The following is a 19,753-nucleotide window of genomic DNA, read 5'->3' on the forward strand; positions in this document are numbered from 1 at the left end:
TGACAAGGCGCAATGCCGGCATGCCGCAACTGGGCACGCTCGACGGCGACCTGCTGACGGTCGCCACGTGGCAGCGCATCGCCCTCGCCGCCCTGCCCGCGCTGACGCTGGCCGCGTTCGCGGCGCTCTACGCGCACGGTGCTTATCTGGCGCTGCCGCTGGTGATGCTGATGCACTTCGTGGTCACGGTGGCCTACCTGCACGACGTGGCGCACGGCTCGGCGGGCCTGGACGCGCGCGCCACGCACTGGGCGCTGTTCATCGTCAGTGTAGTGGTGCTGCAAAGCGGGCATTCATTCCGCTACACGCATCTGCACCACCATGCCCACTGCCTGGAAGATGACGACCTGGAAGGCGCACCGGCACGCGCAAGCCTGCTCGGCGCGCTGCTGTGCGGCCCGCTGTACCTGCCACGCCTGTGGCGCGAATCGTTCCGCAAGATCCGGCCGGCGCGCGACCGCCGCTGGATGGTCGCCGAACTGGCCACCGCACTGGCGCTGGCGCTGCTGGCCCTGTGGCTGGCACGCTGGAGCAGCGGGCCGCTGGTTTATGTGGCCATGGCCTGGATCGGCGGCTGGTTCTATCCGCTGGCGACGGCGTACCTGCCGCACTACAAACCGGGCAGCAAGCCGCTCGAACAGGCCCGCACCATGCGCGGCGCCATCGTGCCGGCGCTGTTCATGAACCTGACTTACCACCTTGAGCATCACCTGTATCCGCAAGTGCCGACGATGAACCTGCGGCGCCTCTCGCGCCGGCTCGACCCGCATTTCGAGGCGCGCGGACTGCGTCCGACGCAGGTGTATTGAGCTTGAGCATCGCGCCGGCAGCTAAACATATCGCCAACATCGCCGATACCGATTCAAACTCTTCGACCGGGCCATGTGCGCGCAATACCTCGGGCGGCGCATATCCCCACGCCACGGCGCCAAACGCCACGCCTGCCTTGGCCGATGCCTCCGCATCGGTACCCTGGTCGCCCACATACAGCGCGTCGCCCGCGCCAACCTGGCTTTGCTTGACCACCTTGCGGATGCGCGAGGCTTTGCCGAACACCGACATGCCGCACTCGAAATGGCTGAACAGCCCACTTAACTCCGGCCCCAGCACACGGCGTACGTTGTGCTCCGAATTGGACGACACCACCGCCAGCATCACGCCGGCGTCGAACAGCGCCTGCAAGGCATCGGCCACGCCATCGAACAGCACAATGCTGGCGGCATTCTCGCTCATCATCCCGATGAAGCTTTTCGACACCACCGGCATCTTCCAGGCAGGCATGCCGATGTAGCGCATGATCTCGCGCGTGCCCATGGCGCGCAAATGCCCGACCTGGTCGCCTTCGATGCGCCTGAGGCCATGCTTGTCCGCCAGGCCGTTGTACACGCTCTGGAAGAAGGAGAACGAGTCGGCCAGGGTACCGTCGAAGTCGAAAATGACCAGCCGGTACTTCAGGCGCGGCGCTGCTGTACGCTCATCCAATCTGGATCCATGTGGTTTTCAGTTCCGTGTACTTGTCGAAGGCGTGCAGCGATTTATCGCGTCCGTTGCCCGACTGCCTGACGCCGCCGAACGGCACCGTGATGTCGTCGCCATCGTACTGGTTCACGTGCACGGTGCCGGCGCGCAGGGCACGCGCGGTCTTGATCGCGCGGCTCAAATCGGCCGTCCACACCGCCGCCTGCAAGCCGTACTGGGTCGAATTGGCCTGGCGCACGGCGTCGTCGATGTCGGTAAAACTGAGCACCGACAGCACCGGCCCGAAGATCTCTTCGCGCGCGATGCTCATGCTGCCGTCCACCTGGTCGAACAGGGTCGGCGCCACGTAAAAGCCGCCGGTATCAAGGCGTGCGGCCTCGCCGCCGGCCAGCAACTTGGCGCCGGCCTGCTTGCCCTCTTCGATGTAGCCCATCACGGTCTTCATTTGCGCGGCATCGACGATGGCGCCCATGACGGTAGCCTCGTCGAGCGGGTCGCCCGGCGCAAAATCGGGCACCAGCGCCAGCGCCTTTTCCAGAAAGGCGTCCTTGATCGAGGCCTCGACGAACAGGCGCGAAGGCGCATTGCAGCTTTCGCCCTGGTTGAAATAGATCGAGCCGATGGCCGCGCTCACCGCCGCATCGAGATCGGGACAGTCGGCGCAGACGATGTTGGCCGATTTGCCGCCTAATTCGGTCCAGGCGCGCTTGAGGTTCGATTGCCCGGCCATCTGCAATATCTGCTTGCCGACCTTGGTGGAGCCGGTAAAGCCGATGCAATCGACATCCATATGCAGCGCCAGCGCCGCCCCGGCTTCATGGCCGTAGCCGGGGACGACGTTGAACACGCCGGCCGGCAGCCCGGCTTCGAGCGCGATGTCGGCCAGGCGCAGCGCCGTCAGGGGCGACTTTTCGGACGGCTTGAGGATCACGCTGTTGCCGGCGGCGAGCGCCGGGGCGATCTTCCAGGCCGCCATGATCATCGGGTAGTTCCACGGCACGATGGCCGCCACCACGCCGACCGGCTCGCGCGTGATCAGCGCCAGGCTATTGTCGCCCGTGGGGGCGATTTCGTCGTAGATCTTGTCGATCGCCTCGCCGTACCAGCGGATGCAGTTGGCCGCGGCCGGCACGTCCACGCTCTGGCTGTACTTGATCGGCTTGCCCATGTCGAGCGTCTCCAGCAAGGCCAGCTCCCCGGCGTGCGCCAGGATCAGGTCCGCGAACTTGATCAGGACGCGCTTCCTCGCCGCGGGCGCCTGGCCGGCCCAGCGCCGGTCCTCGAACGCCGCGCGCGCCGCCGCCACGGCCGCGTCGACATCGAGGCCGTCGCAGCGCGCGACAAGGCCCAGCTGGCGGCCGTCGATGGGCGAGAGATTATCGAACCGCTGTTCCGATCTGGCCCAGACGCGCTCGCCGCCGATGAATGCGCGCCCGTCGATGCCGAGGGCTGCCGCCCGTTCGTGCCATTGCTTGTTCGCTTGCGTCATTGCCATGCTGTGCTCCCTAAAAACTCACTACTGTCGATACGCCGATAACATGATTGTCGCGGCGGTACTGGTCGTCCGATGTCTTGAATACCCTGGCCGTGGCGCGGTCGTAGCGGTATTCGCCCTTCACGCTCACGCCCGGCATGAGCAGGTACTGCGTGCCCAGCGAGAGCGCCGCGCGATTGGCGCCGCGGCTGGGGTCGAGCACCACCCAGTCCTCGCCGCTCCAGACCATGCCGGCGCCGAAGCCGTTGCGCCCGTCCGGGCAGTTCGCATCCAGACCGCCCAGGTCCTTGCAGCCGCCGCCCAGGGTCGATCCGAACACGCCGCCTCCGCCCCTGCTGTTGTGGATGTAGTCGAGCCGGGCGACGGCTTCGAGGCGCGGCATGACCTTGTACGACATCAGCGACGACAGGCCGTACCAGCGCTGGCGCGGCACATTGTAGCGATTGGCGGGGGTGGCCTGCTGGCGCCCATAGCTTAACTGACCCTGGAAATTCCAGTCGCCACGCGTGTGGTAGCCGTCCACTTCCAGCAGGTCGAGGCGCCCAAACGCGCTGTCGTCGTCGAAGCCCGAATGGGTGCCCGACATGCCCAGGCCGGCGAACTCGCTTTTGGCGTAATCGACGCGATAGAACAGGCCCGGGGTTTTCTCGCGCGCGTGGTCGATGCGGGCGCTGTTCATATTGCCGGCCATGATTTTGGTATCCCATTTGCCGCGCACGAACTGCAGGCCGGCGCCGGTATAGAAGTTCGCAGCCGAGAAATCGAACAACAGGTTATGGGTAATGAGCTTGTTCTGGGTCGAGGCAATGACCTCGTAGCCGCTCCAGTCGGGAATCTGGCCGGCGAACACGCGCGTCGACAGGCCGCCCAGCGGAATCGAGACCGACGCTTCGTGCACCAGGTTGCCGAAGTTGTAGCCGGCCGCCGTGCCCTTGCTGGGCATGAGGGAGATTTTCAGTTTGGTGCCGCCTTCGAGCTCCTTGTCGACATTGAGCATGGCGCTGCCGAAGTAGGTATTGTCGTAGCCGAAGCTCTCGCCGGAACCATTGACCGAGCTGTTATTGTTCAGGAAGACGAAGCTCGACGTGCTGGCGTTGCGGTTGCGGATGTAGGTCGGATCGATGTAGCCGGAGATCTTCAGTCCCTTCAAGCCGCTGGTCTCGGCGGCATCGTCGGCGGCGTCGCTCTTGACGCGCAGGCGCGCCAGTTCGGCCGAGTCGTCCGATTTGGACCGTTCGGACCGCTCGATCATCGCTTCGAGCCTCTGCACGTGCGCCTTGAGGGCGTCGAGTTCTGCCTTGAGTTCCTGGGTGGTCTGGGCTTGCGCGATGACGGGACAAGCTGCGGCGATGGCGATGACGGCGTTGCGGTAGACGTGCATGGATCACTCCTCGGGCCAACGGTGAGGGTGGCGGGCACGCCGTGCCCACCACCGTAAACAGCGGCCGAAGAGCGTGCTATGACTTGACTGCGGCCGCCACCTGCTTCTGGCGCTGCCGCTCGGCGCGCGCCATCATGATGGCGGCGACGATCACGCCGGTCGACACCACCAGAATTGTCAATGCAGCCACCGCGTTCACGCGCGGGTCCAGGCCCAGGCGCGCGCGCGACATGATCACCAGCGGCATGGTCGTCGCGCCCGGACCGGACAGGAAGTTCGACAGCACCACATCGTCGAGCGAGAGCGTAAACGTGAGCAGCCAGGCCGAAGCCAGCGACTGCGTGATGTTCGGCAGCGTCACCAGAAAGAACACCTGGTGCGGGCGGCAGCCGAGGTCCATGGCCGCTTCTTCGAGCGAGCGGTTCATTTCGCGCAGGCGCGACTGCACCACCACGGCCGCATACGCCATGCCGAGCAGCGTGTGGCCGATCCAGATGGTGAAGGCGCCGCGCTCGGGAAAGCCGAACATCTTCTGCACGGATACGAGCATCAGCAGCAGCGACAGGCCGATGATCACCTCGGGCATGACCAGCGGCGCGCTGACCATCCCGGAAAACAGCAGGCGGCCGGGAAAGCGCTTGTAGCGGTTCAGGGCAAAGGCGGCAAAGGTCCCCAGCACCACGGCCGACGTGGCGCTCATCAGGGCGATTTTCAGCGACAGCACGAAGCCGCTGACCAGTTCCGCATCGTTGAACAGCTCCGGGTACCACTGGGTGGAAAAGCCGCTCCACACCATGTCCTGGCGCGAGCTGTTAAACGAAAACACGACCAGCACCACGAGCGGCAGGTACAGGAACAGGTAGCCCAGCGAGAGCCATCCGCGGCCGAACCAGCGGGCCAGCGCGGTCTTGTCCATTCGCTTGTTCATTTGCTTGCTCATGCGCGGCCCTCCGCTTCCTGTTCGGCTTTGTATTTATTGAAGATCGCCATCGGCACCAGGATCAGCATGATCGCCACCACCGCCAGCGCCGAGGCGCGCGGCCAGTCGGTGTTGACGAAAAATTCGTCCCACAGCAGGCGCCCGATCATCAGCGTCTCGGGGCCGCCGAGCAGCTCGGGAATGACGAATTCTCCCACCGCCGGAATGAACACCAGCATGGCGCCGGCGATGATGCCCGATTTCGAGAGCGGCACGGTGACGCGCCAGAAGGCTTGCCACGGGGTGGCGCCCAGGTCGGCCGCCGCTTCCAGGAAGCGCACGTCCATCTTCACCAGGTTGGCGTACAGCGGCAGGATCATGAACGGCAGGTAGGCATAGAACATCCCCAGCACCAGCGCGAACGGGGTGTTCATCATTTTCAGCGGTTCGGTAATCACGCCGAGCCACAGCAGCAGGTTGTTGAGCAGGCCCTGGTTGGCCAGGATGCCCTTCCAGGCGTAGATGCGCAGCAGGAAGGAGGTCCAGAACGGCAGCATCACCATCATCAGCAGCACCGGACGATACGCCGGTTTGGCGCGCGCCATGAAGTAGGCGAAGGGGTAGCCGGTCACCAGGCACAGGACCATGGTCAGGCCCGCGTAGGCGAGCGAACGCAGGAAGGTCCACAGGTAGTTGTCGTCCTCGGTGAGGGCGACGTAGTTGACGACCTTGGCCTTGATGCTGATGACCCCATCGCTGAAGGTGAGCAAAGGGCCGAACGGGCTGCCGGTGTCGTCGAGTTCCGCAAAACTCATGCGCAGCACGATCAGGAACGGGATCAGGAAGGCGATCGTCAGCCAGACCAAGGGCAGGCCGATGACGAAGCGGCGGCCGGCCGCCGGGGGGCGCAGGATTGTACTCATGGCCGCCTCAATTGGTCAGGACCACGATGTCGCTGCCGTCCCACCACGCGACCACGCGCTGGCCGCGTTCGAGGCGGGCCTCTTCATGGCGCGCGGCGTTGGTGCGCGCCACCTTGAGGATGCCGCCCTGCGCCAGGCGCACCTGGTAGTGGGTCTCGTTGCCGAAGTAGGAGACGTTGACGATCTCGCCGGCCACGCAGTTGTAGCCGTCTTCGGCGGCCGAGGCGCGCTGCTGCACGCCCGGCATGTCGCGCTGCAGGGCGATTTTTTCGGGCCGTACCGCCACGCTGACCGGCATGTTGTTGGTGCCGCTGATGCCGTGGCTGACGTAGTGGCGGCATTCCGGCGTTTCGACGATGACGTGGTCGGGCTGGTCGACCCGCACGTGGCCGTCGAACATGTTGACGCTGCCGATGAAGTCGGCCACGAAGCGGCAATTGGGCGTTTCGTAGATGTCGCCCGGCGCGCCCACCTGCAGGATGCGCCCTTCGCTCATGACGGCGATGCGGGTGGCCATGCTCATGGCCTCGTCCTGGTCGTGGGTGACCATCACGCAGGTCACGCCGACCTGCTCGATGATATTGACCAGTTCCATCTGGGTCTGCTCGCGCAGTTTTTTGTCGAGCGCGCCGAGCGGCTCGTCGAGCAGCAGCAACTGGGGGCGCTTGGCCAGGCTGCGCGCCAGCGCCACGCGCTGCTGCTGCCCGCCCGAGAGCTGGTGCGGCTTGCGCCTGGCGTAGGCGCCCAGCTGCACCAGCGCCAGCATCTGGTCGACCCGTTCGGCGATGGCGGCCTTGGCCAGGCCGTCGCGGCGCAGGCCGAAGGCGACGTTGTCCCACACCGTCAGGTGCGGGAACAGCGCGTACGACTGGAACATCATGTTGACCGGGCGCTCGTAGGGCGGCACGCCGACCAGGTCCTGGCCGGCCAGTTCGATCGCGCCCGCGGTTGGGGTCTCGAAGCCGGCAAGCATGCGCAGCAGGGTCGATTTGCCGCAGCCGGAACTGCCCAGCAGCGCGAAGATCTCGCCCTTGTCGATGGCGAGGGAAATGTCGTTCACGGCGCGCACGCCGTCGAAGTCCTTGACGAGGTTGCGGATCAGGAGAAAAGGCTGCGGGCTTGCGGGTTGTGCAATCGTCATATGAATGATGAAAGAATAGGCAAAGCCGCAATTTTATCGGACATACGCCGGTATGCAGACAAAATGATTACATCCCGGTCTTAAAACGCGTAAACACGCGCGTCATGGTGCGGCGCGCGTCGGCGCTCAGGGGCTCGGGCACCACCATGCGCTGCTTGTCGGCGTCGGGCAGGTAGACCGTGCGGTTGCCGGCGATGTCGGGCCGCACCAGGCCCGTGGCGGCCGCATTCGGATTGGCGTAAAAGACCTTGTTGGTCAGGCTCGCATGCACGTCGGGGCGCAGGATGTAGTTGATCCACAGGTGGGCGTTGCCCGGATGCGGGGCGTCGGCCGGAATGGCCATGGTGTCGAACATCAGGGCGGCGGCCTTCGGCACCAGCGCCACGATGTTCTGGCCGTTCTTGCTGTCGATGGCGCGCTGGCGCGCGATGTTGATGTCGCCCGACCAGCCGAGCGAAACGCACAGGGCGCCGTTGGCCAGGTCGTTGATGTAGCCGGCGGAACTGAACAGGGTCACCGATGGGCGGATCGCCTGCAGCATGCGGGCGGCATCCTGGTAGTCGGCGCTGTTTTTCGAGTAGGCCGGTTTGCCGATGTAGAGCAGCGCGGCGGGCAGCACCTCGGACGGGGAATCGAGAAACGAGATGCCGCACGATTTGAGCTTGCTGGCGTAGCGCGCATCGAACACCAGGTCCCACACATTGTCGGGCATGGGCAAGCTGCCCAGGGCCGCCTTGACCTTGTCGACGTTGATGCCGAGCGTGGTGTAGCCCCACAGCCAGACCACCAGGTGCTTGTTGTCGGGGTCGAGCCGTTTGAGCAGCGTTTGCAGCGCCGGATCGAGATTGGCCAGGTTGGGCAGGCTGGCCTTGTCGAGGGGGCGCAGCAGGCCGCCGTCGATCTGCAGGCGCGCCCAGTGGGCCGTGGGGACCACGATGTCGTAGCCGGTTTTGCCGGCGGTGAGCTTGGCGTGCAGGACCTCGTTGCTGTCGAACAGATCGTAGCGGACCTTGATCCCGGTTTCTTTTTCAAAGTTGCGGACCGTGTCCTCGGCGATGTAGTCGGACCAGTTGTAGATGTTGAGGATTTTTTCTTCCGGCGGGGCGGCCCACGCCGGACCAGTGATACTGGCGGCGGCTGCGAGGCCGAGGATGAAGCACTGTGCGATGCGGCGTATCGTCTTCATCCTGCCTCCGGTTCAACGTCGGTTCAAACTACCCAGCCCCGCTGCTGCAAGTCGATCAGGGTGGCCTCGAGGCAGTACCTGATCTTGAAAATCATTTCGTCGATCTGCGCGCGCGTCATCACCAGCGGCGGCGCGATGATCATGCGGTCGCCCACGGCGCGCATGATGATCCCGTTGGCGAACATGTAGCCGCGGCACAGCATGCCCACGCCCTGGTCCGGATCGAAGAACTCGCAGTCGTGCACCGATTCGGCCTTCTTGCGCACCAGGTTCAGCCCCGCCACGAAACCGCAGGTGTCGGCGTAGCCCACCAGCGGATGGTCCATCAGCGCTTCGAACTTCTCTTTCAGGTACGGGCCGGTATCTTGCGCCACCTGCTGCACCAGCCGCTCGTCGATCAGGATGCGGATGTTTTCCAGCGCCGCCGCACAGGCCACCGGGTGGCCCGAATACGTGAAGCCGTGATTGAAGTCGCCGCCCTCCTCGATCAGCACGTCCGCCACGCGGTCGCCGACCAGCACGCCACCCAGAGGAACATATCCCGAGGTCACACCCTTCGCGAATGTAATCAAGTCTGGTTTGATCTGCATCAACTCGGAGCCAAACCATGTACCCAGGCGGCCAAAGCCGCAAATGACTTCATCGGCGATCAGGAGCACGCCGTACTTGTCGCAGATGCGGCCGATTTCGGGCCAGTAGGTGGCCGGCGGAATGATCACGCCGCCGGCGCCCTGCACCGGTTCGCCGATGAAGGCAGCCACCTTGTCGGGGCCGACCTCGAGGATCTTGGTCTCCAGCCAGCCGGCGGCGACGATGCCGAATTCGTCGGCGCTCATGCCGCCGCCGTTTTCCAGGTAGTTCGGCTGGCCGATATGCTCGATCCCGGGGATCATGCCGCCCTGCTCGTGCATGCCCGCCATGCCGCCCAGCGCCGCGCCGGCCACGGTGCTGCCGTGGTAGGCGTTGTAGCGGCTGATGATGGTGTGGCGGTTCGGGAAGCCCTTCAGGTCCCAGTAGCGGCGCACCATGCGCAGGTTGGTGTCGTTCGCTTCCGAGCCGGAACCGGTGAAGAACACGTGGTTGAACTGGGGCGGCGAAATCTCCACCAGCAGCGCGGCCAGGCGCGTGGCCGGCACGTTGGTGGTGTTGAAGAAGCTGTTATAGAAGGGCAGCGTCTGCATCTGGCGGTACACCGCATCCGAGATGCTGGTGCGCCCGTAGCCGACATTGACGCACCACAGGCCGGACATCCCGTCGAGGATCTTGTTGCCCTCCGAATCCCACAGATAGATGCCGTCGCCGCGCACCATCACGCGCACGCCACGCTCGCCCAGCGCCTTGTGGTCGGTGAAGGGATGCATGTAGTGCGCCGCGTCCTGGCGCTGGATTTCGGCGGTGTCGTAGACGTCGTGGGTGGCGGCCTTGACCGACGCGACCAGCGCGGCGCTCGGGACCATTGGATTGGCTGTCATGATGAACCTCGTTCTAGTTATTGTCGGTGGTCGTACTGATTAAACGTGCAGCAGCAAATTAAACGTGGAGCAGCAGATGCTCGCGTTCCCACGGGCTGATGACGGTCATGAATTCCTGGTGTTCGAGGTCCTTGATGGCCGCATACACGTCGATGAAGCGCTCGCCCAGCACCGTGCGCAGCTTGTCCTCGGCGCGCAGCAGGTGCAGCGCTTCGGGCAGGCCCTGGGGCAGCTCGAACGGCATTTCGTAGGCGCTGCCGTTCATCATCGGGGTCGGTTCGAGCTGCTCGGTCATGCCGAGGTAGCCGCAGGCGAGCGTGACGGCCAATGCCAGGTAGGGATTGGCGTCGGCGCCGATGATGCGGTTTTCCACGCGCCGGTCCTGCACGCCCGATTCGGGCACGCGGAAGCCCACCGTGCGGTTATCCAGGCCCCACTGGATATTGATCGGCGCGGCCGTGTGGCGCACGATGCGGCGGTACGAATTGACGTACGGCGCCACGATCGCCATGGCCGACGGCATGTAGCGCTGCAGGCCGCCGATGTACTGCTTGAACAGGGGCGAAGCCGAACCGTCCTCGCTGCTGAAGATATTCAGGCCGGTCCTGGCATCGACCACGCTCTGGTGCACGTGCATGGCCGATCCGGGTTCGCCCGCCATCGGCTTGGCCATGAAGGTGGCGTACATGTCGTGCTTGAGTGCCGCCTCGCGCAAGGTGCGCTTGAAGAAGAACACCTTGTCGGCCAGGCCGAGCGGATCGCCATGCAGGAAGTTGATTTCCATCTGGCCGGCGCCGATCTCGTGGATCAGGGTGTCGACGTCGAGGTTCATCAGTTCGCAGTAGTCGTAGATATCCTCGAACAGCGGATCGAATTCGTTGACGGCGTCGATGCTGTAGACCTGGCGGCTGGTTTCGGCGCGGCCGCTGCGGCCGATCGGCGGTTTGAGCGGCAGGTCGGGATCGATGTTCTTGGCGGTCAGGTAGAACTCGAGTTCGGGCGCGACGACCGGCTTCCAGCCCTTGTCGGCGTACAGTTTCAGCACGCGGCGCAGCACCGTGCGCGGGGCGAAGTCGACCAGTTTGCCGTCGGCGAAATAGCAGTCGTGGATCACCTGCGCGGTCGGGTCGACCGCCCATGGCACCATGGTGATGGTGGTCGGATCGGCCTTGAGGATCATGTCGCGGTCGGTGGCCGAGATGGCGCGGTCGTAGGCCTCGTCGTCGATGGGGTAGTTGCCGGTCACGGTCATGCCCAGCACCGCCTCGGGAATGCGCATGCCGCGCTCCTGCGTGAATTTGCCGCGCGGGAGGATCTTGCCGCGGGCGACGCCGGTCAAGTCGGGGATCAGGCATTCGATTTCGGTGACCCGTTTCTCGTTGAGCCACAGGTCCATGTCGGTATAGGTAAAGTTTTCGCGAATTGCCATGATGTTCTCTCTGTAGTTTGCGCTCTGTAATTTGCTCATACGCGCGCGGGCAGATGCCGCCGGCGTGCTGTGGAACCGAGGATGGCAAGCGGCGCTACGGCACGCAGCGCAGGGCCCACTTTTCGTAATGACTGGTGGCCTGCGTATTCATGCGCGCCCCTCGCGCCTGGCCTGATAAGCGCGGCAAGCCTGGCCGAAGGCGCCGAACATGTTCATCGAAGCGGGGTTCTCGAGGATCTGCCACTCGGGATGCCACTGCACGGCCAGGGTAAAGCCGGGCGCGGACGGCACCGAAAACGCTTCCACCAGGCCATCGTGCGACACCGCTTCGATGGCGATGCCGGGTGCGAGCCGGTCCACGCCCTGCCCGTGCAGCGAATTGACGGCGATGCGGTCAAGCCCGCCGAGCATGCGCTGGAAGGCGCCGCCGGGAGTGAGGATGACGTCGTGGGCCGGGCCGTACTGGTCGTCGATGGACGCATCGGGGTCTTCGCGGTGGTCCATCTTGCCTTCGACTTCCTGCACCGCCTGATGCAGGCTGCCGCCGAGGGCCACGTTCATCTCCTGGAAACCGCGGCATACCGCGATCAGGGGGATGCCGCGTTCGAGGGCGGCGCGGATCAGCGGCAGGGTGGTGGCATCGCGCGCCGGGTCCTGCGGCAGGGTCGGGTCGAGGACGTCCTGGTCGTAGTAGCTCGGATGCACGTTCGAAGCCGAGCCGGTGAGCATGATGCCGTCGCACACGGACAGGGATGCTTCCAGGTCGAGCGCGGCGCCGAGCGCGGGCAGGATCATGGGGGCACAGTCGGCGCCGAGGACGACGGCGTCGACATATTTAAGCTGCGCGGCGTGATACGGATGAGGTCCGATCTGGCGCGTGCAGGCAGGAACGAGGACGATAGGGCGGCGCATGATTGTCGGTATAAGAACGAATGACGCACTCGTTTCATCATAATGGCTAATCGGCCTGATGGCGAGTGCTGCTTGATCCATCTCAAATGGACGACATAGGTTTGACGCAGATCAATGCATCGAACCACTGTTAGAGCTTACCGGCAAGTTGTCAAACATGCCAACACGAACCGCCGGGACGCTCCATCTTCCACTGCGGCAACTAGTTTCCTAACCGGGGTCAGACCTCCGAATCGAAACACTTTTATTTCTAATCGGAGGTCTGACCCCGGTTAGGAAAGCTTTATCGGCGGCAACGCCGGACGCGGTGCCGTCACCGTCGAGCATGGCCCCGGCAGCGCGGCCATGCTTGTGCGGCCACAAAGGCTTCCGCGCGGAGAGCGTGCGGCTTGCGCCGGGTCAAGACGCCGGTGGCTCGATGCTGCTCGTTGGCATCATCACGCCGGCGCGCGCGCTGCCGGGCAATCGATGACGAAAAACGCTAAGATGGTTGCCCGGCCTGCGCGCCAAGCCTCTGACGAAAGCCTCACTATGTTGAATCTGAAAGACCCTGCGCTGCTGCGGCAGCAATGTTATATCGACGGCGAATGGTGCGATGCGGACAATGCGGCCATCATCACGGTCACCAATCCGGCCACCGGCGAAACGCTGGGCACGGTGCCGCGCATGGGCGCCGCGGAAACGGCGCGCGCCATCGCGGCGGCCAACGCGGCCTGGCCGGCCTGGCGCAAGAAGAGCGCGCGCGAACGCAGCGTCATCCTGCGCGAATGGAACGACCTGATCATCGAGAACGCCGACGACCTGGCCGTGATCATGACCGCCGAACAGGGCAAACCCTTGCTCGAATCGAAGGGCGAAATCGCTTACGCCGCCTCCTTTATCGAATGGTTCGCCGAGGAAGGCAAGCGCATCGAGGGCGATACCCTGCAGTCGCCCTGGGCCGACCGCCGCCTGGTGGTGACCAAGGAGCCGATCGGGGTCTGCGCGGCAATTACCCCGTGGAATTTTCCGGCGGCGATGATCACGCGCAAGGCCGGGCCCGCACTGGCGGCCGGCTGCCCGATGGTGGTCAAGCCGGCCGAGCTGACCCCGTTCTCGGCCCTGGCCCTGGCCGAACTGGCCGAGCGCGCCGGCATGCCCAAGGGTGTGTTCAGCGTCGTGACGGGCGATTCGAAGGCGATTGGCGGCGAAATGACCGGCAATGCGCTGGTGCGCAAACTGAGCTTCACCGGGTCGACCCAGGTCGGCCGGGTGCTGATGGAACAGTGCGCCCCGACCATCAAGAAGCTGTCGCTGGAACTGGGCGGCAATGCGCCCTTCATCGTGTTCGACGATGCCGACCTCGATGCGGCGGTCGAAGGCGCCATCGCGTCGAAGTACCGCAACGCCGGCCAGACCTGCGTGTGCGCCAACCGCCTGTACGTGCAGGATGGGGTGTACGAGCGCTTCGCCGAGAAACTGGTGGCGGCGGTGCAGAAACTGAAGGTCGGCAACGGACAGGATATGGGCGTGACGCAAGGCCCGCTGATCGAGGAAAAGGCCGTGCTCAAGGTCGAGCAGCATATCGCCGACGCGCTCTCGAAAGGCGCACGCCTGCTGACCGGCGGCAAGCGCCACGCGCTGGGACACAGCTTTTTCGAGCCGACCGTGATCGCCGACGTGACGTCCGCGATGCAGGTGGCGACCGAGGAAACCTTCGGCCCGCTGGCGCCGCTGTTCCGCTTCGATACCGAGGACGATGTCATCGCCATGGCGAACGACACCGAATTCGGGCTGGCGGCCTACTTCTACTCGCGCGACATCGGGCGCGTGTGGCGCGTGGCCGATGCGCTCGAGTCGGGCATGGTCGGGGTCAACACGGGCCTGATTTCGACCGAGGTGGCGCCGTTCGGCGGCGTCAAGCAGTCGGGACTGGGGCGCGAAGGCTCGCGCTACGGCATCGATGACTATCTGGTGATCAAGTACATCTGCATGGCCGGACTGTAAGCCCTCCCTGAAATCCCCCCGCCGGCTCAGTCCGGCGGGTATTCGTGGTATTTGCGCGCATCGCCGCGCACCTTGTCGGCCGGGTACTTGGCCCGGTTGAGCGCCATCTTTTCTTCCACCGCCGCGCCCAGGTCGACATCGAGCCGGTCCGCCAGCAGCACCAGGTAGACCAGCACATCGGCCATTTCATGCCGCACTTGCACCAGCTTGTCCGCGCCGAGCTCTTCCTGCGTGCCCGTCTTGAGCCACTGGAAATGTTCGAGCAGTTCGGCCGCCTCCACCGATAGTGCCGACGACAGGTTCTTCGGTGTGTGGAACTGTCCCCAGTCGCGCTCGGCGACAAAGGTGCGCGCCAGGGCGCGGATCTCGTGCAGGTGGTTGTTTCCGTGATTCAAATTTCAACTCCATTAAGTATTTTCCACACTTGGCCAGGATGGAAGAAGACAGCATCTTGTTGCTTTCTTGCAGCAAGTGTAGTTCTTTTGCATTTACTTGTTGCGAGGAAAGATATTATGACCAGACAGAGCGCGCAACGAGGCTACTCCGTTACGGTACCCCATTCGACTACAAGGAAAGAATATGATTTCACGCATGACCGTCGTTTCGCTGGCGCTGGCCGCCCTTCTTCCGCTGTCCGCCCAGGCGCAACACGCCCAGCATGCCAAGCACGAATGGACTTACGCGGGCGCCACCGGACCGGCGAAATGGGGCGCCATCAAGTCCGATTATGTGACCTGCAAGACGGGCCACCAGCAGTCGCCGATCGATATCCACACCAGGACGACCACGAAGGCCGACCTCGATCCGATCGTGTTCGAGTACCAGCCATCGCCCCTGAAAATCATCGACAACGGCCACACGGTGCAAGTCAATTATGCGCCGGGCAGCGGGATGGCGATTGGTGGCGTGCGGCACGAATTGCTGCAGTTCCACTTCCATACGCCGAGCGAAGAGCGCATCAATGGCAAGCAGTATCCGCTGGGATTACACCTGGTACACAGGAATGCCGACAACAAGCTGGCCGTGGTCGCGCTGCTGTTCAAGCTGGGCAAGGAAAACCCGGCGCTGACCAATATCTTCAACAACCTGCCCAAGGAAGCCGACGTCGAGCAGACCGTCGAGGGCGTGACGATCGACACGATGCAGATTCTGCCGCCGACCCAGGGGTATTACAATTTCCCGGGATCGCTGACCACGCCGCCATGCAGCGAGGAAGCGAACTGGTTCGTGCTCAAGACGCCGGTGGACATGTCGAAGGCGCAACTGGCGCAGTTTCACAAGCTGTACAAGCACAATGCGCGTCCGGTGCAGCATCTGAACGGACGCGTGGTAAAAGAAAGCAAATAATCAGCTGCATCTCGACGCCGTCGCCCCCGCGCCAAGGCGGCCCTCGGCGGGAGCGACGGTCTTTAAGTTAGCTACGCGACGGTCGCAACCGCCGGTGTTACAAAGGCGTCTGGGCAAAAATTATTCCTGATATTCCTGCAAGCGCGCCGCCAGCTTCGGCGCCAGCTCATCGGCCCCGCTCACGCTCATGCCCAGGTCGCGCAGCAAGCCGTCGTGCAAGCCGTACACCCAGCCGTGCACGGTCAGCGCCTGTCCGCGTTCCCACGCATCCTGCACCACCGTCGTCTGCGCGGTGTTGACCACCTGCTCCGTCACATTGAGCTCGCACAAACGGTCCGCGCGCGCACGCGACGGCAAGGCATCGCCCAGGTATTTGTCGTGCTTTTGCTGCACATCCTGCACATGGCGCAGCCAGTTGTCGGCCAGCCCGACGCGCTTGTTGATCATGGCCGCATGCACGCCCGAGCAGCCATAATGGCCGCAAATGATCACATGCTTGACCTTCAACACGTCGATGGCGAACTGCAGCACCGTCAGGCAGTTCAGGTCGGAATGCACGACCACGTTGGCGATGTTGCGATGAACGAACAGTTCGCCCGGTGCCAGTCCCAGCAATTCATTGGCCGGCACGCGGCTGTCGGAACAGCCAATCCACAGATACTGCGGCGACTGCTGGGCAGTCAGCGCCTTGAAGAAGTTTTCATCCCTGGCCACCATCGCCGCCGCCCAGTCGCGATTGCGTTTGAATAGCGCGTCCATTTCTTGTTGTGCTAGAGTCATATGAAGTCCTGTTTGCTCAAAAAAAACCGCTGAGAGGCCCAAGGGCCGAATTCAGCGGTTCGGATGACAAGGCGTGCTTAAGCCCGCCTTATTCGAAAAAATCTTTCACCTTGTCCATCCAGCCCTTGCTCTGCGGGCTGTGCTTGCCGCCACCTTCGACCGTCAGGCGCTCGAATTCGCGCAGCAGGTCTTTTTGCTTGTCGGTCAGCTTGACCGGCGTTTCGACCGCCACGTGGCAGAACAGGTCGCCCGCGTAACCGGAGCGCATGCCCTTGATGCCCTTCGCTTTCAGGCGGAAGGTCTTGCCCGATTGCGTGCCTTCAGGAATCGTGAACGAGACCTTGCCGGACAGGGTCGGCACTTCGATTTCACCGCCCAGGGTGGCCTTGACGAACGAGATCGGCATTTCGCAATGCAGGTCGTCGCCTTCGCGCTGGAATACCGCGTGCGGCTTGATGTGCACTTCCACATACAGGTCGCCCGGCGGCCCGCCGTTGGTGCCCGGCTCGCCGCTGCCGGTGAAACGGATGCGCATGCCGTTGTCGATACCGGCCGGAATGTTCACTTCCAGCGTCTTGCTGCGCTTGATCCGGCCTTCGCCGCCGCACGGAGCGCATGGATCGGCGATGATCTTGCCGTTGCCATGGCACTTCGGGCAGGTCTGCTGGATGCTGAAAAAGCCTTGCTGCATGCGCACCTGGCCGTTGCCGCCGCAGGTGGTGCAGGTCACCGGCGAGGTGCCCGGCTTGGCGCCGCTGCCGTGGCAGGTGTCGCACTTTTCCCAGCTCGGCACGCGGATATCCTGGGTGTGGCCGTGCGCCGCCTGCTCCAGCGTGATTTCGAGGTTGAAGCGCAAGTCGGTGCCGCGGTACACCTGCGGCCCGGAACTGCGTCCGCGCGCGCCGCCGCCGAAAATATCGCCGAAGATATCGCCGAAACTGTCCGCGAAGCCACCCGCACCGGCGCCGCCGAAGCCGCCGCCACCGCCCATGTTCGGATCGACGCCCGCGTGACCGTAACGGTCGTACGCTTCGCGCTTCTCCGGATTGGTCAGCATTTCGTACGCTTCTTTGACTTCCTTGAACTTGTCTTCCGATTCCTTACTGTCCGGATTGCGGTCCGGATGGTATTTCATCGCAAGCTTGCGATACGACTTCTTGATCTCTTCCTCAGAAGCATTCTTGGCGACCCCGAGGATCTGGTAAAAATCACGCTTTGCCATTTGTCGGCACCTTGCTGTCTAGCTACTACGCTACTGTTTATGCAAAAAACCGAGCCGCTGGGGGGCTCGGCTTGTCGTGGCCTTTGCTCGATCCGGTGCGGGCCGCTTAGCTGCAGCGGCCCGCACCCGGCTCCGGCATTACTTGGCGTCTTTGACTTCCTTGAAGTCGGCATCGATGACATCGTCCTGCGCCGGCTTGCCTTCGTTGCCGCCCGACTGCTGGCCGCCTTCGGCGCCACCCGCGGCTTGCTTGGCCTGCATGTCGGCATACATCTTCTCGCCCAGCTTCTGCGAGACGGTCGACAGCGTTTCGATCTTGGCATCGATCTCGGCCTTGTCGCCAGCCTTGATCGAGGCTTCCACTTCAGCGATGGCCGCTTCGATGGCTTCCTTCTCGCCCGCTTCGAGCTTGTCGCCGTATTCGGTCAGCGACTTGCGGGTCGAGTGCACCAGGCCATCGGCCTGGTTGCGCGATTCGGCCAGTTCCTTGACCTTCTTGTCTTCTTCGGCGTTGACTTCGGCGTCTTTCACCATCTTCTGGATTTCCGCTTCGGTCAGGCCGGAGTTGGCCTTGATCGTGATCTTGTTCTCTTTGCCGGTGGCCTTGTCTTTCGCGCCGACGTGCAGAATACCATTGGCGTCGATGTCGAAGGTCACTTCGATCTGTGGCGTGCCGCGCGATGCCGGCGGGATGCCTTCCAGATTGAATTCGCCCAGGCCCTTGTTGCCGGACGCGATTTCACGCTCGCCCTGGAATACCTTGATCGTCACCGCAGGCTGGTTGTCTTCGGCGGTCGAGAACACCTGGCTGAACTTGGTCGGGATGGTCGTGTTCTTGTGAATCATCTTGGTCATCACGCCGCCCATGGTTTCGATACCCAGCGACAGCGGGGTCACGTCCAGCAGCAGCAAGTCCTTGCGCTCGCCCGACAGCACGGCGCCCTGGATGGCGGCGCCGACAGCGACGGCTTCGTCCGGGTTCACATCCTTGCGCGGATCCTTGCCGAAGAATTCCTTGACCTTTTCCTGCACCTTCGGCATACGGGTCATACCGCCGACCAGGATGATGTCGTCGATGTCGGAGACTTTTACGCCGGCATCCTTGATCGCCATCTTGCATGGCTCGATGGTGGCCGCGATCAGTTCCTCAACCAGCGACTCGAGCTTGGCGCGGGTCATTTTCAGGTTCAGGTGGACCGGCGCGCCGTTCGCCATGGCGATGTACGGCTCGTTGATTTCGGTTTGCTGCGACGACGACAGTTCGATCTTCGCGCGCTCGGCCGACGCCTTGATGCGCTGCAGGGCGATCGGATCTTTTTTCAGGTCCAGGCCGTTGATCTTCTTGAACTCGTCGATGATGTAATCGATGATGCGCTGGTCGAAGTCTTCGCCGCCGAGGAAGGTGTCGCCGTTGGTCGAGAGTACTTCAAACTGCTTTTCGCCATCGACGTCGGCGATTTCGATGATCGAAACGTCGAACGTGCCGCCGCCCAGGTCATACACGGCGATCTTGCGGTCGCCCTTGTCGGTCTTGTCCAGGCCGAACGCCAGCGCTGCCGCGGTCGGCTCGTTGATGATGCGCTTGACGTCCAGGCCGGCGATACGGCCGGCGTCTTTCGTCGCCTGGCGCTGCGAATCGTTGAAGTACGCAGGCACGGTAATGACCGCTTCGGTCACTTCTTCGCCGAGGTAGTCTTCGGCGGTTTTCTTCATCTTGCGCAGGACTTCGGCGGAAATTTGCTGTGCGGCCAGTTTCTTGTCGCGCACGCCGATCCATGCATCGCCATTGTCGGCTTTGATGATCGAATACGGCATCAGGCCGATATCTTTCTGGACTTCTTTTTCGTCGAACTTACGGCCGATCAGGCGCTTGACCGCGAACAGCGTGTTCTTCGGGTTGGTGACCGCCTGGCGCTTGGCCGGCGCGCCAACGAGGATTTCGCCATCTTCTTGGTAAGCAATAATGGAAGGCGTCGTACGCGCGCCTTCTGCGTTCTCGATTACCTTTGGCTGACCGTTTTCCATGATGGCGACGCAAGAGTTCGTCGTGCCCAGGTCAATACCGATAATTCTGCCCATGA

General features: G+C 63.5%; 16 protein-coding genes and 1 pseudogene. 3 read left to right on the top strand and 14 right to left on the bottom strand.

Going from position 1 to position 19,753, the window contains the following annotated elements; all coding sequences use genetic code 11:
- The first annotated feature begins 20 nt into the window (after positions 1-20).
- Positions 21-809, top strand: coding sequence for a fatty acid desaturase family protein (locus RBA41_RS05870; RefSeq protein WP_306621950.1), 789 nt, complete (start codon positions 21-23; stop codon positions 807-809).
- 124 nt (positions 810-933) lie between these two features.
- Here the strand turns inward: RBA41_RS05870 and RBA41_RS05875 are convergent.
- The 10 genes and pseudogenes from RBA41_RS05875 to RBA41_RS05920 form a co-directional block, all read right to left on the bottom strand.
- A pseudogene (locus tag RBA41_RS05875) lies at positions 934-1,482 on the bottom strand (HAD hydrolase-like protein); the annotation flags it as partial.
- Complete coding sequence (locus tag RBA41_RS05880) at positions 1,475-2,968, bottom strand: aldehyde dehydrogenase (RefSeq protein ID WP_306622063.1); 1,494 nt, start codon at positions 2,966-2,968, stop codon at positions 1,475-1,477. The pseudogene RBA41_RS05875 and the gene RBA41_RS05880, both read right to left, overlap by 8 nt.
- 16 nt (positions 2,969-2,984) lie before the next feature.
- Positions 2,985-4,355: a DUF3138 family protein gene (locus RBA41_RS05885; RefSeq protein WP_306621952.1), complete on the bottom strand. Its 1,371-nt coding sequence runs from the start codon at positions 4,353-4,355 to the stop codon at positions 2,985-2,987.
- 76 nt (positions 4,356-4,431) lie between these two features.
- Positions 4,432-5,283, bottom strand: a complete 852-nt coding sequence (locus RBA41_RS05890) for an ABC transporter permease subunit (RefSeq protein WP_306621954.1) — start codon at positions 5,281-5,283, stop codon at positions 4,432-4,434.
- 8 nt (positions 5,284-5,291) lie between these two features.
- Positions 5,292-6,197 (bottom strand): ABC transporter permease subunit, encoded by a 906-nt coding sequence (locus RBA41_RS05895; protein ID WP_306621956.1) that lies wholly within the window; start codon positions 6,195-6,197, stop codon positions 5,292-5,294.
- A 7-nt stretch (positions 6,198-6,204) separates the two neighbouring features.
- The gene (locus RBA41_RS05900) at positions 6,205-7,338 is read right to left on the bottom strand and encodes an ABC transporter ATP-binding protein (protein ID WP_306621959.1); all 1,134 of its coding nucleotides are present in this window, start codon (positions 7,336-7,338) and stop codon (positions 6,205-6,207) included.
- 67 nt (positions 7,339-7,405) lie between these two features.
- Positions 7,406-8,524 carry a polyamine ABC transporter substrate-binding protein gene (locus RBA41_RS05905; RefSeq protein ID WP_306621961.1) on the bottom strand — a complete coding sequence of 373 codons (1,119 nt, stop codon included), beginning with the start codon at positions 8,522-8,524 and terminating at the stop codon, positions 7,406-7,408.
- Positions 8,525-8,547: 23 nt separating this feature from the next.
- Positions 8,548-9,981, bottom strand: a complete 1,434-nt coding sequence (locus RBA41_RS05910; protein ID WP_374709497.1) for an aspartate aminotransferase family protein — start codon at positions 9,979-9,981, stop codon at positions 8,548-8,550.
- A gap of 73 nt (positions 9,982-10,054) precedes the next feature.
- Complete coding sequence (locus RBA41_RS05915; RefSeq protein ID WP_306621964.1) at positions 10,055-11,425, bottom strand: glutamine synthetase family protein; 1,371 nt, start codon at positions 11,423-11,425, stop codon at positions 10,055-10,057.
- 147 nt (positions 11,426-11,572) lie between these two features.
- Entirely contained in the window at positions 11,573-12,337 is a 765-nt protein-coding gene (locus RBA41_RS05920) for a gamma-glutamyl-gamma-aminobutyrate hydrolase family protein (protein ID WP_306621966.1), read from the bottom strand.
- Between the two features lie 531 nt (positions 12,338-12,868).
- On the opposite strand from RBA41_RS05920, the gene gabD reads away from it, so the two are divergent.
- Positions 12,869-14,323 carry an NADP-dependent succinate-semialdehyde dehydrogenase gene (gene gabD / locus RBA41_RS05925; RefSeq protein WP_306621968.1) on the top strand — a complete coding sequence of 485 codons (1,455 nt, stop codon included), beginning with the start codon at positions 12,869-12,871 and terminating at the stop codon, positions 14,321-14,323.
- A gap of 26 nt (positions 14,324-14,349) precedes the next feature.
- On the opposite strand, the gene RBA41_RS05930 is transcribed toward gabD, so the two are convergent.
- A complete protein-coding gene (locus tag RBA41_RS05930) occupies positions 14,350-14,718 on the bottom strand; it encodes a nucleotide pyrophosphohydrolase (RefSeq protein WP_306621970.1) in 369 nt (122 codons plus the stop codon).
- A 184-nt stretch (positions 14,719-14,902) separates the two neighbouring features.
- Here RBA41_RS05930 and RBA41_RS05935 point away from each other — a divergent pair, with 184 nt between their 5' ends.
- On the top strand, positions 14,903-15,670 hold the full coding sequence (locus RBA41_RS05935) for a carbonic anhydrase (protein WP_306621972.1): 768 nt from the start codon (positions 14,903-14,905) through the stop codon (positions 15,668-15,670).
- A 120-nt stretch (positions 15,671-15,790) separates the two neighbouring features.
- On the opposite strand, the gene can is transcribed toward RBA41_RS05935, so the two are convergent.
- The 3 genes from can to dnaK form a co-directional block, all read right to left on the bottom strand.
- Positions 15,791-16,450, bottom strand: coding sequence for a carbonate dehydratase (gene can, locus RBA41_RS05940; protein WP_306621974.1), 660 nt, complete (start codon positions 16,448-16,450; stop codon positions 15,791-15,793).
- Between the two features lie 88 nt (positions 16,451-16,538).
- Positions 16,539-17,672: a molecular chaperone DnaJ gene (gene dnaJ / locus RBA41_RS05945; RefSeq protein WP_099874926.1), complete on the bottom strand. Its 1,134-nt coding sequence runs from the start codon at positions 17,670-17,672 to the stop codon at positions 16,539-16,541.
- Between the two features lie 138 nt (positions 17,673-17,810).
- A complete protein-coding gene (gene dnaK, locus RBA41_RS05950) occupies positions 17,811-19,751 on the bottom strand; it encodes a molecular chaperone DnaK (protein ID WP_099874925.1) in 1,941 nt (646 codons plus the stop codon).
- Positions 19,752-19,753: the final 2 nt, after the last annotated feature.

Source organism: Massilia scottii (genome assembly GCF_030846495.1).
In the GTDB taxonomy this organism is placed as follows: domain Bacteria; phylum Pseudomonadota; class Gammaproteobacteria; order Burkholderiales; family Burkholderiaceae_D; genus Telluria_A; species Telluria_A violaceinigra.

Excerpts from the sequence above, each read along its gene's own strand:
- gabD (WP_306621968.1), top strand. The coding sequence starts at position 12,869 with ATGTTGAATCTGAAAGACCCTGCGCTGCTGCGGCAGCAATGTTATATC.
- RBA41_RS05905 (WP_306621961.1), bottom strand. The coding sequence starts at position 8,524 with ATGAAGACGATACGCCGCATCGCACAGTGCTTCATCCTCGGCCTCGCA.
- RBA41_RS05920 (WP_306621966.1), bottom strand. The coding sequence starts at position 12,337 with ATGCGCCGCCCTATCGTCCTCGTTCCTGCCTGCACGCGCCAGATCGGA.
- RBA41_RS05890 (WP_306621954.1), bottom strand. The coding sequence starts at position 5,283 with ATGAACAAGCGAATGGACAAGACCGCGCTGGCCCGCTGGTTCGGCCGC.
- dnaK (WP_099874925.1), bottom strand. The coding sequence starts at position 19,751 with ATGGGCAGAATTATCGGTATTGACCTGGGCACGACGAACTCTTGCGTC.
- RBA41_RS05900 (WP_306621959.1), bottom strand. The coding sequence starts at position 7,338 with ATGACGATTGCACAACCCGCAAGCCCGCAGCCTTTTCTCCTGATCCGC.
- RBA41_RS05910 (WP_374709497.1), bottom strand. The coding sequence starts at position 9,981 with ATGGTCCCGAGCGCCGCGCTGGTCGCGTCGGTCAAGGCCGCCACCCAC.
- RBA41_RS05915 (WP_306621964.1), bottom strand. The coding sequence starts at position 11,425 with ATGGCAATTCGCGAAAACTTTACCTATACCGACATGGACCTGTGGCTC.
- RBA41_RS05935 (WP_306621972.1), top strand. The coding sequence starts at position 14,903 with ATGATTTCACGCATGACCGTCGTTTCGCTGGCGCTGGCCGCCCTTCTT.
- RBA41_RS05895 (WP_306621956.1), bottom strand. The coding sequence starts at position 6,197 with ATGAGTACAATCCTGCGCCCCCCGGCGGCCGGCCGCCGCTTCGTCATC.
- dnaJ (WP_099874926.1), bottom strand. The coding sequence starts at position 17,672 with ATGGCAAAGCGTGATTTTTACCAGATCCTCGGGGTCGCCAAGAATGCT.
- RBA41_RS05885 (WP_306621952.1), bottom strand. The coding sequence starts at position 4,355 with ATGCACGTCTACCGCAACGCCGTCATCGCCATCGCCGCAGCTTGTCCC.
- can (WP_306621974.1), bottom strand. The coding sequence starts at position 16,450 with ATGACTCTAGCACAACAAGAAATGGACGCGCTATTCAAACGCAATCGC.
- RBA41_RS05870 (WP_306621950.1), top strand. The coding sequence starts at position 21 with ATGCCGCAACTGGGCACGCTCGACGGCGACCTGCTGACGGTCGCCACG.
- RBA41_RS05880 (WP_306622063.1), bottom strand. The coding sequence starts at position 2,968 with ATGACGCAAGCGAACAAGCAATGGCACGAACGGGCGGCAGCCCTCGGC.